Below are 16,606 nucleotides of genomic sequence, written 5' to 3' on the forward strand. Positions count from 1 at the left end.
ATGCCTATAGATAAAAGTATAAAAAAAGTATTGGTAATAGGTTCAGGTCCTATTATTATAGGTCAAGCAGCAGAATTCGATTATTCTGGAACACAAGCTTGCCAATCACTAAAAGAAGAAGGAATAAATGTAGTTCTCATAAATAGTAATCCTGCTACAATTATGACGGACAAAGAAATTGCGGACAAAATATATATAGAGCCACTAACCGTGGAGTTTATAGAAAAGATAATCGCAAAAGAAAGGCCAGATAGCTTGCTTTGTGGAATGGGAGGTCAAACAGGACTAAACTTAGCAGTAGAACTTTATGATAAGGGTATTCTGGATAAGTATGAGGTTAGAGTAATCGGAACTTCTATAGAATCTATAAAAAACGGAGAAGATAGAGACCGATTTAGAGCAGTCATGCAGAAAATAAATCAACCAGTTATTGAAAGTGATATTATAGAAAAATTAGAACTAGGAATAAAATTCGCAGAGAAAGTAGGGTATCCTGTCGTTGTAAGACCCGCTTATACTTTAGGTGGTACTGGTGGCGGTATTGCTGAAAATGAAGAGGAATTAATTGTAATATTAGAACAGGGGTTATACCTCAGTCCCGTTTCCCAAGTTCTTCTCGAAAAGTCGATTAAAGGTTGGAAAGAAATAGAATATGAAGTAATGAGGGACAGTAGAGGAAATTGTATTACAGTGTGTAATATGGAAAACATAGACCCTGTTGGAATCCATACTGGAGATAGTATTGTAGTAGCACCCAGCCAAACTCTTTCTGATAAAGAATATCAGATGCTCCGCACGGCCTCTATAGATATTATTAATGAAATAAAAATAGAAGGAGGTTGCAATGTACAACTTGCACTAAATCCTCTAAGCTTTGAGTATGCAATAATAGAAATTAATCCCAGAGTAAGTCGCTCTTCAGCTCTAGCTTCTAAAGCGACCGGATACCCCATAGCAAAAGTTGCAGCAAAAATTGCACTGGGATACGGACTAGATGAAATCAAAAATGCAGTTACCCAAAAGACTTATGCTTGTTTTGAACCTTCCTTGGATTATGTGGTTGTTAAATTCCCTAAATGGCCCTTTGACAAATTCTATGGAGCAAAAAGATCTTTAGGTACAAAAATGATGGCTACCGGAGAAATTATGGCTTTAGGCAGTAATTTTGAAGCAGCATTTTTAAAAGGAATTCGTTCTTTAGATTTAGGAAAATTCTCTTTAATTAATCCTTCTTACATGAATAAGAGTTTAAAGGAGTTAAGAAAAAGAGTTATGATTCCCGATGATGAAAGAATTTTTTACTTAGCTGAAATGCTTAGACGTGATTATCGTCCAGGTAAAGTATGTGAAATCACAGGAATAGATCCTTTCTTTGTGAACAAAATAAAATGGATTGTAGATCAAGAGGAAAAGTTAAAAGAGTTATCTATAGAGGATTTAACAAAGGAACATTTATATTTGCTAAAGAAAAAAGGATTTTCAGATAATGGAATTGCAGATTTATTAAAGGTTAAATCAAAGGATATTTATGACTTAAAGAAGATATGGAATATTAAACCTTCCTATAAAATGGTAGACACATGTGCAGGAGAATTTGAAGCAATATCCCCTTACTATTATTCTACTTACGAAATGTATGATGAAGTAGAAGTGAGTGATAATCGTAAGATTATGGTCATTGGCTCAGGTCCAATTCGAATTGGTCAAGGTATAGAATTTGATTATGCCTCTGTTCATAGTGTAATGGCTCTTAGAAAATTAGGAATTGAAACTATAATAGTAAATAATAATCCTGAAACCGTTAGTACTGATTTTAATATCTCTGATAAATTATATTTTGAGCCTTTAACAGAAGAAGAAGTTCTGAACATAGTAGAAAAAGAAAAAGTTGAAGGTGTCATATTACAGTTCGGAGGTCAAACCGCAATAAAGCTAGCTAACTTTTTAAGTGAAAATAATGTCCCTATACTTGGAACGCAGCCTAAACAAATAGATGCTTCAGAAGATAGAGAAAAATTCGATTTAATTTTAGAGAAATTAAATATTGACAGACCAAAGGGCAAAGCCGTTTGGAGCCTAGAAGAAGGAATACTTGAAGCAAAAAAATTAAAGTATCCAGTACTAGTTAGACCTTCTTATGTTCTAGGAGGACAAGGGATGGAAATCACCTATGAAGAAAAGGAATTAATTCATTATTTAGGAAATGCATTTAAAAAAGATAAAGTGAATCCTATTTTAATAGATAAATATTTAATAGGTAGAGAAATTGAAGTAGATGTTATTTGTGATGGAAGCGAAATATTAATACCCGGTATTATGGAGCATTTAGAGAGAGCAGGTGTACATTCCGGAGATAGCATTACAATGTATCCAAGTCAAAATATATCACATGCTATAAAAGAGAAAATATTAGAGTATTCTAAAAAGCTTGCAGCAGAACTTCAAATTATAGGCATGATGAACATCCAATTTATAGAATTCAAAGAAAGACTATATATAATAGAGGTAAATCCTAGAGCGAGCCGTACTGTACCTTATATAAGTAAAGTAAGCAATGTCCCTATTATTGAATTAGCAACCCGCGTTATGTTAGGAGAAAAGCTTATAAACTTAGGCTATGGCATCGGAGTTTATAAAGAGCCAAAACTTATCTCCGTAAAGGTACCTGTATTCTCAACTCAAAAATTACCAGAGGTAGAGGTGTGCCTTGGACCCGAAATGAGATCTACTGGAGAAGTGCTAGGCATAGGAAGAACTGTAGAGGAGGCACTATATAAAGGATTCGTAGCTGCTGGAATGGATTTTATAAAAGAAAGCGGACTAATATTTGCATCAATAAGTTCAAAGGATAAAAAGGAATTTTTACCTATAGCTAAATCGCTTATTGATTTAAACTATAAATTTATTGCAACTGCAGGAACAGCTAAATTAATGCAGGGGGAAGGTTTAGATGTGGTAGAGGTTGTGAAAAATAATCAAGGAACTATAGATATACCAGAAATTTTAAAAAGCAAAGAATTGTGCTTAGTTATTAACACCCCTACTAAAGGAAATGATTTAAAAAGAGAAGGGTTTAGAATACGAAGAACTGCACTAGAACGTTCTATTGGAGTAATCACTACACTAGATACTGTACGCGCCATGGTGGACGTAATAAAGAAAAATATTTCAGCTAGCACGCTAGAAGTATTTAACCTTGAAGAATTAGACTCTATTAAATAATGGCAAAACTATAAAAAATTCCTAATTAATAATAAAGTGCATGTAATGGGGTGGTTTACCCCACCCCATATATATTCAAAGATTTCGCATTGTAAAAGAATATGCTAATCATATATTTCTAAATTTTTATCTTATTAGACTTTAAATTTAATATACAGTAGACTCTATTATGTTACCTGTATTATTGTATAAAAATCTTTCCCCGAATTGTCGTTTTATTTCTTCAGCTGCTTTTTCTCCTGTACAATGGGATACCCCTATGATTTTTATATCTTTTTCCTTCAAAAAATCAATTGTTTTATTTAGTCTTTGCTCATCTGCTTCTACTAAATGAGTTCCCCCAATTATACCATAGATTGGAAGCCCAGTACGTTCTATAATGGTCTCTAAAATATTAACTATCCCTACATGAGAACATCCTACAACAACAAATAAACCACGCTTACCCTTTAATACTAATACTATTTCGTCATAAAAGTCATCTAAAATATATTTTTCATCTTGTTTAATTTGAAATCTTTTATTAGGTAATTCAAAATCATTATTTCTTTTAAAATTAGCAAATACCATTATATTTTCGGTAATATAAAATATATCTTGTTTAATATATTTTATTGCAATATTATTTTTATGTATATATCCCTTTTCAAAAGAATTGCCGAGATACTTGTAATTATCTCCTTCTATTGTTCCATACTTTTCATTAAAAAAATCTTCCCCTACAATTAATTTATATGAGTTTGAAGTTTCCTCAACAAGTTTTCTAAATCCTCCGCTATGGTCATAATGTCCATGACTCATCATAACGTAATCTAATTTATTCAAATCAATATTTAGTGTTTCAGCATTTTTAATAAAGTCCCCGCTCTTACCAGTATCAAATAAAATCTTCATCCCATCAATTTCCATATAAAGAGACAATCCATGTTCATTGTATAATTTTATATCCGCACTTGAATTATCTTCAATAAGAGTTGTTATTTTTAAGTTCATTTTAAGCACCCGCTTTCATATTATTAAATATTATTTTAAAGATGATTTAACAGCATCACAGATGATGATTTAACCTTTGTTGTTTCTACCATGCCTATGTCTATGACAAATACAATCGTCACAATTTTCTCTGTCGTCAAAATCACTGCATAGCTTATAATCGCCACCTTCTATTTTTAATATTTTACCATTTACTAAAGTATCTGCTATTTTTTTGCGAGCATCATCATATGTTCTTTGTAATGTAGAACGGGCAACCCCCATTACATTTGCACTTTGCTCTTGATTTAAACCTTCTAAATCTATTAGCCTTATAGTTTCATATTCTTCTACTGTCATAATTATTGATTCATTAACTGTTTCCACTAAATCAATAGGACCAAATTTAACAATTTCAGGCAACGTACAAACTCTTCTCCATTTTTTAGGTCTTGCCATTATTTAATCTCCTCCGTTGCTTTAAATTCTTAAGTACAATCATTACACCACTTTTTACAAATTTTTGATTTTTTAACACAAATAACTGTATCAGAACCACAATCAGGACAAATATGTTTGTCTTGTTCATAATTTAATTCATATATACTATTGCAATTGTTACATTTAAATTCACAAAATTTTGTCCTGTAATTACCGCCACTTATCCTTATAGCTTTTCCTTCGGTTAAAGCAATAGCCACCTTTTTTCTTGCACTATCTATAATATTTTGAAAAGTTTGCCTTGATACTTGCATTTTTTCACCACATTCTTCTTGATTCAATTCTTCAATATCCTTAAGCCTCATTGCCTCAAGTTCTTCTACTTTTAAAGCTATTTCTTCAATCTTACATTTAGGCTTACCCCAGGGGATAAAATAAGTATCCTCTGGAAAAAACTCTACTCTTCTAAATTTTATTGGTCTTGGCATTTTAATTCCTCCTGCATTTATATATTATTTATTTTAATCTATAAGTAATAAATCCCTTATAATCTATATGGTTTATAGTATTATCCAAATTTAATCTTTTAATAATATTATCAATATATTCACATTTTCTAGAATTTAAAAAACTTTTGATTTCATACTGATTCATTGGATGTCTTTTAATAATACTTAAAATAGCTTGATAATCATCTTTGATTCCGCTAGAAAATCCAACGGAAACTAAATTTTCTATAGATATACCACCCAGCATTTCTATAGCCATATTCATGTTTCCATTACTAATAGTTTTCACATATTCCTCAGCTGGTGGTCTTGCAGGGGTATTAATATATAATCTGTGGTATTTTATTTCTTTAATTAATAGCTTTAATTTTTGAAGTGAATCACTGTCATCATTAATTCCATCTATAAGCATTATTTCAATCCATAATTGTCCCTTATAAATTTTTGAAAATTCAACAAGTCCATTATAACATTCCATAAAGTTTAACTTAGGATAAGGCCTATTTATTCTTTTAAAAGTATCTTCATCATAAGCATCTAATGACGGAAGCACAATATCTGCTTCACACAATTCATCCCTAACTGTTTTATCATGGAGCAATGCTCCATTCGTAATAACAGCTACAGGTTTAGACGTAAGTTCCTTAATTTTGCCTATTAATTCACCAAGTTTTAGATAGAGAGTTGGTTCACCCTCACCCACTATTGTAACCACATCAAATTCAGATCCACTTTTTATATAAGTCTTAAATTCTTCTATAATGTCAGAAACAGAGAAAAATTCTAAACGTTTATTAGACAATTTATCTGTTCTTCCAAGTTGACAATATATACATGAATAATTACACGTTTTTTTTGGTATTGGACTTATTCCTAAAGATTCTCCCATTCTTCTTGAAGGTACTGGACCATATACAAACTTTGTTTCATTCATAATTACTCCTCCATTTGCTAAATTTATATTACTTGATCTTATTATTTTCTAATAATTTATTTTTCTTTTTATTATTTCTATAATATTGTAATGCAATAGCATATTCAACTCTTTTGCTTTGCATTTTACATCCAATTTCGTAAGGCGTTTTTATATTTCCAGTTGAATTAAAATTATTAGCTTGACAACCTCCACTACAATAAAATCTTGCCCAACATTTTTTGCAGTCTGGTTTGTTATATATATTAGCCTGTCTAAAAATGCTTGGCATTTCTTTGTTTTTAATTCCCTCAAACACATTTCCCATAAGGAACCTTGTATTTCCTATAAACTGATGGCAAGGATATATATCTCCTTCCGGTGTTACTGCTATGTATTCAAACCCAGCTCCGCAACCTGATATTCTTTTGTAAATACATGCTCCTCCATTAATATTAATGTTAAAATGGTAAAATATTACATCATCATGAAATAGTAGTTCATCAAAAATTTTATCGTATTCATCGTATATTTGTTCTAAATGTTCTTCTTTAATAGAAAGCACATTATCAGCTGGAAGTACTACTGGTTCTATTGAAATTTCTTTGAATCCAAGATCTATAAAGTGTTTAATATCTTTAGAAAAATCCAAATTTTGAGCTGTAAATGTTCCTCTTATATAATATTGTTTTTTAGATTTATGCCTCATTTGGACCATAGTTTTAATTTTAGGAAGAATATCATCATAAGTCCCATCACCATTAATTCTCGTTCTTATATTGTCTTGTACATCTTTTCTACCATCAATGCTCAATACAATATTAACCATATTTTCATCTAAATATTCCATAATATCAGGAGTTAGTAACGTTGCATTTGTTGTAATTGTAAATCTAAAATTTTTATTATGTTGTTTTTCTAGTCCTCTTGCATAATCAACAGTTTTTTTAACTACCTCCATATTTAAAAGAGGTTCTCCACCAAAAAAATCTACTTCAATATTCTTTCTTGAGCCTGAATTTTGCAATAAAAAATCAATGCTTTTTTTAGCAACATCAAAACTCATGAGTATCTTTTGCTTATCATAACCTTCGCCATCAGCAAAGCAATATTTACATCTCAAATTACAATCGTGCGCTATATTAAGACACACAGCTTTTATATAATCAGGTTCCTTTTCAAATTTTTTAGCAATAGGTTCATATGCATCCTCTGAATATAATTGCCCATTTTTTATAAGTTCCTCTATTTCATCATAACATTCATTTAACACATCTTTATCATATTTTTCTCTGTATTTATTTATAACATCATTTCTACTTTCAACACCATCATCAGAAAGGATATCATAAATGATTTTATCCACCACATGAATAGCGCCCGAACTTACATCTAAAATAAAGTAATCACCTTTGCATATGAATTTATGTATATTCCTCATTGGATTAATACCTTCTTTCATTTTTTCTTTTATTTATTAAAAATCAATAACAAATAAGAGGTAGATTACCACCCCTTATTTATTACTTATCAAATTATTATCTTTTATTTTTAGGATTATTTGTATTACCTAGTCCTCTTTTAGTTCCACGTCCCATTTTAAGTCCTAAGCCTCCAACTACAGCTGCAACTTTGGCTACGTTGCATAATCCTAATCCTCTTCCTGTTTTTGGTCCCATTCCTGTTGGACCTGTACCGTCTCTTCTTGACATAACATCGTCTCCTTTTTATCTTGAGCATATACCCTTTATAATTACTATTATACTCTATTTTGGGTATATGTCAATAACTAATGTGATAATGTTAAATAAGTTCAATTTTAGAATAATCAATATGACCTTTATCATCAACTACATTTCTGTCAGTATGCATATATTCAATTTTGCCTACAAACATTTCATGTGAACCCGTAAGTATAGAATCTACTACCTTGCATTCTATATTTATAGGACAATCTGATAATAATGGTGCACGCCCCTTTACTCCTTCTTCAAACTTTATATTAAGTTTTGCAAATTTATCCTCGTCTCTACCACTAGTACTACCCAAATAGTCAAACATTTCCTTCTGATCTTTAGTAGCTATATTTACTACAAATGAACCTGTTTCTTTCACGATTTTATGAGAATATCGTGATGGAACAATACCTACCATAATCATTGGTGGATCATAACTACAATTACAACAATAAGCTACTACTAATGCATTATTTTTACCATCAAGGCCTCTACAAGAAACTATCACTTTAGGCATTGGTTGAAGACAAGATTTCATGTTTGCTTGAATTTTTTCCATTTTAATTCCTCCATTTTATACAGTTTTATTTGTACAACTTATTTATATAATAACCATTCTAAAATACAAAGCTTATAAAATTATGTGCGTTTATTGTATATGTTCATGGCAAACAGTACCTGTTGATTTTAATTCACCACTTATATATTTTTGTACTGCGTCATCACTTAATCCTTGTGCACCAACTACTACCTCAATACCATTTTCATTGAATAAGTTTTGTGCTGTTTCTCCCATTCCACCTGCAATAATAATATTGACATTTAATTCTTTCAAAAATATTGGAAGATATCCAGGCTTATGTCCTGGATTTGCAGTAAAACTCTTACTTACTGTTTTACCTTCCTCTACCTCATATATTGTAAAACCATCACAATACCCAAAATGTCCACTTACATTACTTTCCTCAGTTGCCACTGCTATTCTCATTTATAATTCCTCCCTATATTTAATTTAATAAATTATTTTACACAGAACATCAAAGTTTAAATAAGTCTTTAATATTGCTCCACATATCTTCAATAGCTATTTCGGCTATACTCTCTTTGTAACAAGTAATTGGTTTTAACTCATTTATAGATTTCATAACAACATCATCATATGGAATTTTACCAACTATTTTCAAACCTTTATCATGAGCGAAGTCTTCTATTTCTTTAGCTACTTCTTCATTAATATCATATTTATTTATACAAACCATGGTAATAACTCCAAAATGTTCACATAACTCTACCACTCTCTTTAAATCTCCAAGACCTGATTTTGTAGGTTCAGTAACAGCGAGTACCGCATCGCTCCCTGTTACTGATGCTATAACAGGACATCCAATACCTGGCGAACCGTCTAATATAGTTAATTTATTATTGTCACTAAATTTTTTGCCATTTTTCCGAAGAAGCGTTACTAGAAGTCCTGAACCATCACTACCTATATCCATTTCTGCTCTTGAAATTATACCTTTATCTAACTTAGTAATAAATGTTTCTGCTGTTTTTTCTGATTTTAATTTTATAGCATTTTGTGGGCATATAAGTGTGCAAGCTCCACACCCTTCACAAGCAAATGAATTTATTTTGCAATTTTCTATAGCTTCGAATTTACACACTGTCTCACATTTACCACACTTACTACAAAGAGGTTCATCTATTACAGCTTTTTTACCACCTATAAAATCATTTTTGTAAGTATCCTGTCCTTTGTAAAACATATAAAGATTAGGTGCATCTACATCACAATCGATTCTTGTTACATCCTTAGCAAGTTCAGCTAGTGCTGTTGCAATTGTAGTTTTGCCCGTTCCACCTTTACCACTTAAAATTACAAGTTCCAAAACAACACCTCCTTTACTTCCTTTGAAATTTCGTTAAATAGAATTTTATGATATAAATCATCATATAATACTTCTCCCTTAGAATAAATTACTGCTGTGTTTTTACTATAAGGTATAGTACCTAGCAACTTTATTTTTTCTTCCCTACAATATCTTTTTATTATATTATCTTTTTCGTCATCTTTATTTATAACTATACCAAAAGGTATATTATACATTTTTACAAGTTCTACAGCCATTTTCAAATCATGAAGTCCAAATTCTGAAGGCTCTGTAACAAGTATTGCTCTATTAGCATATTTCAGTCCATTTACTACACTACAAGAAGTACCTGGAGGACAATCAATTAAATTAACTCCCCCCGATATACGTTTAAGCAATTGTCTAATAACAGGAACTGCCATAGGTTCATTCACATTTAAAATTCCTCTACTGCATTCTATGTTTCTTGCTTTTCCGCTTTCAATTTTACCTGTTTGTCTTTTATTGTAGGTTATAGCATTATATTTACATGCAAGTTCACAAGCTCCACATCCATGACATAATTTAGAAAAGAGTAAAATTTCATCTTTCACTTTTGCAAGAGCATTAAATTGGCATACATTTACACACGCTCCACAAGAAGTACAGTTAGCTTTATTTATAATTGGATACTCTACCATAACTTTTTCTGTTTTATCTACTTCAGGTTTTAGAAACAAGAACCCATTTGGTTCTTCAACATCACAGTCTATATAATTGGCTTCTAATGCAAGAGCGAGATTAGTTGAAACTGTAGTTTTACCCGTTCCTCCTTTTCCACTAAGAACTGCTATATTTATTTTCATTTTATTTACCTCCACCATGATATGCAGGACCAGACATTTGTATTTCTTCTAGTTCTCCTTTATTATATTTCAAAAGTGCTGAGCTTATATCAATGCTTTCACACTTATATGCTTTAATTTCTGCTTTTTCAATAAGTTCGAAAGCATTGGGACCAAGATTACCTGTAATAATAACATCTATATTTTCGTCGATTATTTGGTTAGATGCAATAATTCCTGCCCCACCACCAGCATTTTGACCCTTGTTCTCTATAACTTTAACTTCTCCACTTTTAGTATCATGAATTTGAAAATATTCACACCTTCCAAACCTAGTATTTAATAAATCCTCTGTAGTTTTCCCTGTTGATGAAATCACTATTTTCATTGTTTACCTCCAATATTTTTATTATATTCGTTACTATACAATTTTAAATCAGTTTCTTATATTTAAAATCTGTATCTACATCGACATGTAGTGTACTCAATCATAAAACTGATCTATGCATATTGGCATTTGCCACTTTCACTTTTTATAATACTCCCAATATTAGTTATTGTCAAATGCCAATTGATTTCGTGTAAAAAAATAATAGTAAAGTTTAAAATCGATTATTAACTTTACTATTATATATAATTATATTATTTTATTATAATGTATGTGGCTTAACTTTCTTCCTTAGCAATTTAGATGATATAAAAAATATAATATAAGTACTTACCGCTACAATTATTATAGAGGCTCCAGAAGCAATATGAAACTTATATGATATATAAAGTCCTAATAGTGAAAATATCACACCAAATAAAATAGAAAGAAGCATAATTTTTCTTAAATCAAATGTAAATAATTTAGAAATAGCAGGTGGAACTGTTAAAAGTGCAATTATAAGTATTATTCCAACTACCCTTATAAGTACAACTACGCTAAATGCTATAAGTATAAATACCACATACTCCATCAATTTAACATTAATGCCAACTACCTTTGAAAATTCCTCATCAAATAGATAGGCTTTTATATTATTAAAAAGTGCTATTACGATAAAAATAACAATAGCGTCCAATCCAACCATTATAGAAAGATCTAATTTTGAGACTGTAAGTATGTCCCCAAAAAGATAAGATGATATATCTGGAGGATATCCAGGAGTAAGCGATATAAATATAATCCCAAGCGCCATACCTAATGACCAAAACATACCTATAATAGTATCAGTATTCACTTTTGATTTTCTATTTATCTCTACTATACCAAAAGATGATACTACAGCAAATATAAGAGCGCCTATTATTGGTTCTATGTTTAAAAAATAGCCCATACCCACTCCACCAAATGCAGCATGAGCAATACCTCCACTCATCATCACAAGCTTTTTTTCTACAACTATCGTTCCGATAATACCACATATTATACTTGCAAGCACTGCTCCAATTACTGCATTTTGTAAAAACGTATATTTGAAAATTGCATCTATCATTTAATTCCCCTCCTGATGACTTCTAAGCACCCTATGAGGTATAGCACCATGAGATATAGCATCTACTGGGCATCCATAAACGCTGTCCATTGTATCTTTATCAAGTTCAGGTTCTCCATGATAAAATAGCTTCTGATTAAAACAAGCTATTTTATCTACATAAGAAAAAACAAATCCTGTATCATGAGTCACTACAATTATAGTCATATCCTTATTAATATTTTTAAGCAATGAATAAATACTAGTTTTTGATTGTACATCAAGACTTGCAGTTGGCTCATCTAAAAGTAGAAGTTTAGGTTCTGTACAAAGTGCCCTTGCAATTAATACCTTTTGCATCTGTCCACCAGAAAGTTGCCCTATTTGCCTGTTCCTAAGTTCATATATTTCTAACATGCTCATTATATTTTTAGCATATTCCATATCTTCTTTAGAATATTTCCGTAAAAAATTCATACCAAATTTCAGCCTTCCCATAAGTACTACATCTATTACATTTATAGGAAAGGTTTTTTCAAAACTAGAAAATTGAGGTACATACCCTATAGAATTTCTTTTATTATGCGGATTTTCACCATACACTTTTACCTGCCCTGACGTAGGTTTGATTAAGCCTAATATCACTTTTAAAAGTGTTGACTTACCTCCTCCATTAGGACCTAAAATCGCAACAAATTCCTTATCTTTAATAGTTAAATCCACATCCTTTAGTGCATTTAAATTTTCATAATCCATACTTAAATTTTGTATTTCAACTGCATTCATTTTAATTCATCTCCATTGCTTCTTTAAAAGTTTTCGCCATTTTTTCTATGTTGTTTATATAATCTGAGGAAAGTGGCTCTACCATTTCAGCCTTTCCATCAATTTCTAAGGCAAAAGTTTCCGATTGTTTGCTATCTATTTCTGCTTGATAAAATATAACCACTATATCTTCTTTCTTAGCAAAATCTATTGTATTTTGTAAATCCTGAATCGTTGCTTCTTTTCCTTCCTGTTCAAGTGATACCATCTCAAGTCCATATTCATCTGCAAAATATCCAAAAGCTGGATGGTAACATATAAATGCCTTTTTCATAAGTGCCAACAATGAATCTTTTGTATCTATATCAAGTTGTTCAAGCTTATTTATATAATCTTTACCATTTGTTTCATAAAAGCTCTTATTAGAAGGATCTTTTAAAGAAAGTTCACTTACTATTTCCTGTACCATAACCATTGCTCTTTTAGGTGAAAGCCATATATGAGGATCTCTCTCTCCAGATTCAAACTTTCTGTCAGGATAAACCTTTGAAACTACATCTGCCATATTAACTATCTTTATATCTTTATTAAAATCTTTTATTTTAGGCAATATACTTGCTTTTTCAGTAGGAACACCGATAGTAAAATATACAGAAGCGCTACTGAGTTTTTCCATTATATCTGGGCTAGGCGCAAAATTTTCCGGACTTTTTCCTGGTGGTATCATTGTAATGACATCCACCTTCTCCCCACCGACAGCTTTTACAAAAGTTTCCTGTGGCACTATAGACACAGCAACATTAATTTTCTGTTTTATATTTGTATAATTAGTTGTTTTGCTAGCCCCACAGGCAGAAAAAAATAAACTAGAAAAAACAACATAAAATACCAATGATTTTTTACTTGTTTTCAACATTTATATAACCTCCTATACTATGTAAATACAAACTATTTGCATTTACATTTAACTATATTATAACATTTTGCTAAGATTAGTCAACATTAAAAACTTCATCTTCCTAACAACTATTATATAAAATCTTACGTCTAAACTTCCATTACTCTAATAAAACAACAGACTGTACAATTATTTCATATGAAATAATTGTACAGTCTGTTGTTAATAAATCATCTAAAATTATACTTAATTGTCATCCTGCGTAGTATTCAATTGGTTATTTATTAAATTGAGTCTATTTTCAAGAATAGCTTTTTCTTCCGAAAGCAAATCACTTTGATTTACAGGACTCATTGTATTATTAAAACTATTCCATCCAAAACCTCCTCTGCAACCAATTCCCATTCCTAAGCCTCTATTTACGCCTAAACCGTTAGTAACATTGCAAAATCCCATTCCTCTTCCTGTGTTTGATCCCATTCCCATTGGACCTGTTCCATCTCTTCTAGCCATGAAAACATCTCCTCTTTTTTATTTTGGACATATGTCCTTTACGATTACTATTATACACTGTTTTGGGTATATGTCAATAACTTTATATTATTATTTTATATATCATTTTAAACAAGACTATATCTTCATTAATTTACATATAAAGATTTTTTTTACAAAATAATAGACCATACTATTATTTATGCCAATAACAGTATGGTCTATTGTTAAAAATACATATTAATCATAATTTTTCATTGTTTCTTCTGAGTCCTCAAATAATTCTGGAGCAATGTCACTCATGTGCATTTCCTTCCAGAAAGACATTTTTTCATGATTTGAAAAATACTTCATAGGAATTGGATGTGTTCCAATTACTACAGATACCTTATAATGAGTCTCAATAAACTCTTTAAATTTTAAAATATATGGACATGGTGGATATCCAACTACAAGGCCTGTAGCTAAATGAATTACTTCAGCTCCATTTTTAATCATTTCTTCTGGAACATATTCTATGTTTCCACCAGGGCATCCACCACAATACGAATATCCAACTACTTCGACTTGTTCTTCTGCAGGATATATTGAAAATCCTCCTAGACGTTCTCTTAAACCTCTAAAACATTTTCCACCGCCGCAGTTCTGATAACGTCCACAAATAATGATTCCTATTTTTTTTATAATAGTACCCCCACAAATTATACTCTTATATAAAAACTCTAATAACCAATATAATTTTAAATTTTGTTTAATTCTACATATAAACATTCATGAAAAACCATATTAAGCTCATTATTTTTAGCCTTATTTAAAACTTGTGGATCATAAGAGCCTGGTTGGAACCATACATTTTCTATTTTACATTCCACAATATCATCTATAGCCTTTAAAGAAAGTGTGGGATTCACTATAACATTTACCGCATCTACCTTCTCTGGTAATTCCTTTAATGAATGATATATTTTAACTCCATTTATTTCGTCGTATTTAGGGTTTATACCGTATACTGTATACCCTTTTTCTTTAAGTTTCATTAATATTTTATATCCAAACTTACTTTCATTTGGTGACGCTCCAATTAACGCCCATTTCTTCATTTTAAACATTTCATCCCTTAGTGTTTTCATATCTTTCATATATAATTCCTCCTATATTTTGTGATTTATACCCAGGGCTCCAGTCCCTGTTTCTCTCTATAATCATTTATGGCCACATGTATAACTTCTTGTGCTAAAACCGAGCAATGCATTTTAATTGATGGAAGTCCGTCTAATGAATCTGCAACGGTTTTATTTGTGATTTTCCAAGCTTCTTCAAGAGTTTTCCCCTTAATAATCTCCGTTGCCATGCTACTTGATGCTACAGCAGATCCACATCCAAAAATCATAAATTTTGTATCTACTATTAGATTATTTTTAACCTTAATAAATATTCTCATTATATCACCGCATTCTGCATTCCCAACTTCACCTATGCCATCAGCATCTTTAATGACCCCAACATTTCTAGGATTCATAAAATGTTCCATTACCTTATCACTATACATCTTGTAGCCTCCATAATATAAAAATTTCATATAATATTAGTTTATTTCCTTTATCTATATTAGCTTTCAACAATTTTATATTACTACCATACACAATTATTGTCAAATGCTAATTTAAACGGTGTCTATATTTTCGTATCCTCTTTTCCACAAACTATAAAGCTACATACCTATATTACTTACTACAAAAATATTTTATTTGCAATTATAAATGCATATATTTTGTTTTTATATCCATACTAGTATTGAAATGAAAACTAATATTTAGGAGGTATTTTTTATGGCAAAAGCTAAACAATATGTAGACCAAAGTATGTCAACTGTACAGAGCACAGTTACATCATTACAACAAGCACTTACTTCAGCAGAAAAAGCAGATAATAAAGCTAAAATTCAAGCAGCAATAGATTCTCTTAATTCTGCATCTCAACAATTATCTAACTTTAAAGATTAAAATCAAAAAAAGGAATCCTATAATTATTTAAATCATAGGATTTCTTTTTTTACTATTTATGACTTTACGATCATCACAATGCATTAAACCTACAAATATACTATATCTGCATTCAAATATTCTATTTCAGCTTTCACGTGTGTAACAATTACTATTAATTTATCCGACGAAAGCTTAATTACCTGATCCATTATCTGATTTTTAAGATCTTCCTCGAGCCCCTTAAATGGCTCATCCATCAAAATAATTCTTTTGTCATAAGCGAGCGCCCTTGCAATTGCTACTCTACGCTTCATCCCACCACTTAATTCTTGTGGTCTTTTATTCTTAATGTCAGTTAATTGCATATCATTCATATATTCTTTGGCCATCTTAAGGCCTAGTTCTCTATCCTTCAAAACCAAACTAATATTCTCAATTGCCGAAAGCCATGGAATCAACCTATCTTCCTGAAAAACCATTGAAATATCCTCTGTAATTTTAACTTCACCTTCATCTGG

General features: G+C 30.8%; 21 protein-coding genes. 2 read left to right on the forward strand and 19 right to left on the reverse strand.

Going from position 1 to position 16,606, the window contains the following annotated elements:
- Entirely contained in the window at positions 1–3,222 is a 3,222-nt protein-coding gene (gene carB / locus JJD95_RS08420; protein ID WP_291642289.1) for a carbamoyl-phosphate synthase large subunit, read from the forward strand.
- 147 nt (positions 3,223–3,369) lie between these two features.
- Here carB and JJD95_RS08425 read toward each other — a convergent pair whose 3' ends face one another.
- The 18 genes from JJD95_RS08425 to nifU form a co-directional block, all read right to left on the reverse strand.
- The gene (locus JJD95_RS08425) at positions 3,370–4,215 is read right to left on the reverse strand and encodes an MBL fold metallo-hydrolase (RefSeq protein ID WP_291642291.1); all 846 of its coding nucleotides are present in this window, start codon (positions 4,213–4,215) and stop codon (positions 3,370–3,372) included.
- A gap of 69 nt (positions 4,216–4,284) precedes the next feature.
- Positions 4,285–4,653 carry a DUF134 domain-containing protein gene (locus JJD95_RS08430; RefSeq protein ID WP_291642293.1) on the reverse strand — a complete coding sequence of 123 codons (369 nt, stop codon included), beginning with the start codon at positions 4,651–4,653 and terminating at the stop codon, positions 4,285–4,287.
- Between the two features lie 29 nt (positions 4,654–4,682).
- Complete coding sequence (locus tag JJD95_RS08435) at positions 4,683–5,123, reverse strand: DUF134 domain-containing protein (protein ID WP_291642295.1); 441 nt, start codon at positions 5,121–5,123, stop codon at positions 4,683–4,685.
- A 28-nt stretch (positions 5,124–5,151) separates the two neighbouring features.
- Positions 5,152–6,078 (reverse strand): radical SAM protein, encoded by a 927-nt coding sequence (locus JJD95_RS08440; RefSeq protein ID WP_291642297.1) that lies wholly within the window; start codon positions 6,076–6,078, stop codon positions 5,152–5,154.
- Positions 6,079–6,106: 28 nt separating this feature from the next.
- Positions 6,107–7,498, reverse strand: coding sequence for a thioether cross-link-forming SCIFF peptide maturase (gene scfB / locus JJD95_RS08445; RefSeq protein ID WP_291642299.1), 1,392 nt, complete (start codon positions 7,496–7,498; stop codon positions 6,107–6,109).
- A gap of 97 nt (positions 7,499–7,595) precedes the next feature.
- Positions 7,596–7,769, reverse strand: a complete 174-nt coding sequence (locus tag JJD95_RS08450; RefSeq protein WP_291642300.1) for a DUF5320 domain-containing protein — start codon at positions 7,767–7,769, stop codon at positions 7,596–7,598.
- A gap of 91 nt (positions 7,770–7,860) precedes the next feature.
- On the reverse strand, positions 7,861–8,352 hold the full coding sequence (locus tag JJD95_RS08455; protein ID WP_291642302.1) for a flavin reductase family protein: 492 nt from the start codon (positions 8,350–8,352) through the stop codon (positions 7,861–7,863).
- Positions 8,353–8,442: 90 nt separating this feature from the next.
- Positions 8,443–8,781 carry a NifB/NifX family molybdenum-iron cluster-binding protein gene (locus JJD95_RS08460; protein ID WP_291642304.1) on the reverse strand — a complete coding sequence of 113 codons (339 nt, stop codon included), beginning with the start codon at positions 8,779–8,781 and terminating at the stop codon, positions 8,443–8,445.
- Between the two features lie 49 nt (positions 8,782–8,830).
- Positions 8,831–9,682: an ATP-binding protein gene (locus JJD95_RS08465; RefSeq protein ID WP_291642306.1), complete on the reverse strand. Its 852-nt coding sequence runs from the start codon at positions 9,680–9,682 to the stop codon at positions 8,831–8,833.
- Positions 9,670–10,503 carry an ATP-binding protein gene (locus JJD95_RS08470; RefSeq protein WP_291642332.1) on the reverse strand — a complete coding sequence of 278 codons (834 nt, stop codon included), beginning with the start codon at positions 10,501–10,503 and terminating at the stop codon, positions 9,670–9,672. Before JJD95_RS08470 ends, JJD95_RS08465 begins: the two co-directional genes overlap by 13 nt.
- Before the next feature lie 7 nt (positions 10,504–10,510).
- On the reverse strand, positions 10,511–10,876 hold the full coding sequence (locus JJD95_RS08475; protein ID WP_291642308.1) for a NifB/NifX family molybdenum-iron cluster-binding protein: 366 nt from the start codon (positions 10,874–10,876) through the stop codon (positions 10,511–10,513).
- Between the two features lie 262 nt (positions 10,877–11,138).
- Positions 11,139–11,969 (reverse strand): metal ABC transporter permease, encoded by an 831-nt coding sequence (locus JJD95_RS08480; RefSeq protein WP_291642310.1) that lies wholly within the window; start codon positions 11,967–11,969, stop codon positions 11,139–11,141.
- Positions 11,970–12,734 (reverse strand): ABC transporter ATP-binding protein, encoded by a 765-nt coding sequence (locus JJD95_RS08485; protein WP_291642311.1) that lies wholly within the window; start codon positions 12,732–12,734, stop codon positions 11,970–11,972. It lies immediately after the preceding gene.
- Position 12,735: 1 nt separating this feature from the next.
- A complete protein-coding gene (locus JJD95_RS08490) occupies positions 12,736–13,629 on the reverse strand; it encodes a zinc ABC transporter substrate-binding protein (RefSeq protein ID WP_291642313.1) in 894 nt (297 codons plus the stop codon).
- Between the two features lie 228 nt (positions 13,630–13,857).
- A complete protein-coding gene (locus JJD95_RS08495; protein ID WP_291642315.1) occupies positions 13,858–14,124 on the reverse strand; it encodes a DUF5320 domain-containing protein in 267 nt (88 codons plus the stop codon).
- Between the two features lie 219 nt (positions 14,125–14,343).
- On the reverse strand, positions 14,344–14,874 hold the full coding sequence (locus JJD95_RS08500; RefSeq protein WP_291642317.1) for a CGGC domain-containing protein: 531 nt from the start codon (positions 14,872–14,874) through the stop codon (positions 14,344–14,346).
- Positions 14,844–15,242: a CoA-binding protein gene (locus tag JJD95_RS08505; protein ID WP_291642319.1), complete on the reverse strand. Its 399-nt coding sequence runs from the start codon at positions 15,240–15,242 to the stop codon at positions 14,844–14,846. Before JJD95_RS08505 ends, JJD95_RS08500 begins: the two co-directional genes overlap by 31 nt.
- Before the next feature lie 26 nt (positions 15,243–15,268).
- Complete coding sequence (gene nifU / locus JJD95_RS08510) at positions 15,269–15,652, reverse strand: Fe-S cluster assembly scaffold protein NifU (protein ID WP_291642322.1); 384 nt, start codon at positions 15,650–15,652, stop codon at positions 15,269–15,271.
- 280 nt (positions 15,653–15,932) lie between these two features.
- Here nifU and JJD95_RS08515 point away from each other — a divergent pair, with 280 nt between their 5' ends.
- Positions 15,933–16,106, forward strand: coding sequence for a hypothetical protein (locus tag JJD95_RS08515; RefSeq protein ID WP_291642324.1), 174 nt, complete (start codon positions 15,933–15,935; stop codon positions 16,104–16,106).
- Between the two features lie 89 nt (positions 16,107–16,195).
- Here JJD95_RS08515 and JJD95_RS08520 read toward each other — a convergent pair.
- Positions 16,196–16,606: ATP-binding cassette domain-containing protein (locus JJD95_RS08520; RefSeq protein ID WP_291642326.1), on the reverse strand; the 411-nt coding region annotated here is incomplete at its 5' end.

Origin of the sequence: Clostridium sp. (assembly GCF_016650035.1) — a bacterium.
Classification (GTDB): Bacteria; Bacillota; Clostridia; order Clostridiales; family Clostridiaceae; genus Clostridium_AD.

Coding starts and splice junctions, on each gene's coding strand:
- JJD95_RS08450 (WP_291642300.1), bottom strand. CDS start 7,769: ATGTCAAGAAGAGACGGTACAGGTCCAACAGGAATGGGACCAAAAACA.
- JJD95_RS08500 (WP_291642317.1), bottom strand. CDS start 14,874: ATGTTTATATGTAGAATTAAACAAAATTTAAAATTATATTGGTTATTA.
- JJD95_RS08430 (WP_291642293.1), bottom strand. CDS start 4,653: ATGGCAAGACCTAAAAAATGGAGAAGAGTTTGTACGTTGCCTGAAATT.
- JJD95_RS08435 (WP_291642295.1), bottom strand. CDS start 5,123: ATGCCAAGACCAATAAAATTTAGAAGAGTAGAGTTTTTTCCAGAGGAT.
- JJD95_RS08515 (WP_291642324.1), top strand. CDS start 15,933: ATGGCAAAAGCTAAACAATATGTAGACCAAAGTATGTCAACTGTACAG.
- JJD95_RS08480 (WP_291642310.1), bottom strand. CDS start 11,969: ATGATAGATGCAATTTTCAAATATACGTTTTTACAAAATGCAGTAATT.
- scfB (WP_291642299.1), bottom strand. CDS start 7,498: ATGAGGAATATACATAAATTCATATGCAAAGGTGATTACTTTATTTTA.
- JJD95_RS08490 (WP_291642313.1), bottom strand. CDS start 13,629: ATGTTGAAAACAAGTAAAAAATCATTGGTATTTTATGTTGTTTTTTCT.
- JJD95_RS08475 (WP_291642308.1), bottom strand. CDS start 10,876: ATGAAAATAGTGATTTCATCAACAGGGAAAACTACAGAGGATTTATTA.
- JJD95_RS08485 (WP_291642311.1), bottom strand. CDS start 12,734: ATGAATGCAGTTGAAATACAAAATTTAAGTATGGATTATGAAAATTTA.
- JJD95_RS08455 (WP_291642302.1), bottom strand. CDS start 8,352: ATGGAAAAAATTCAAGCAAACATGAAATCTTGTCTTCAACCAATGCCT.
- JJD95_RS08425 (WP_291642291.1), bottom strand. CDS start 4,215: ATGAACTTAAAAATAACAACTCTTATTGAAGATAATTCAAGTGCGGAT.
- JJD95_RS08460 (WP_291642304.1), bottom strand. CDS start 8,781: ATGAGAATAGCAGTGGCAACTGAGGAAAGTAATGTAAGTGGACATTTT.
- carB (WP_291642289.1), top strand. CDS start 1: ATGCCTATAGATAAAAGTATAAAAAAAGTATTGGTAATAGGTTCAGGT.
- JJD95_RS08505 (WP_291642319.1), bottom strand. CDS start 15,242: ATGAAAGATATGAAAACACTAAGGGATGAAATGTTTAAAATGAAGAAA.
- nifU (WP_291642322.1), bottom strand. CDS start 15,652: ATGTATAGTGATAAGGTAATGGAACATTTTATGAATCCTAGAAATGTT.
- JJD95_RS08495 (WP_291642315.1), bottom strand. CDS start 14,124: ATGGCTAGAAGAGATGGAACAGGTCCAATGGGAATGGGATCAAACACA.
- JJD95_RS08440 (WP_291642297.1), bottom strand. CDS start 6,078: ATGAATGAAACAAAGTTTGTATATGGTCCAGTACCTTCAAGAAGAATG.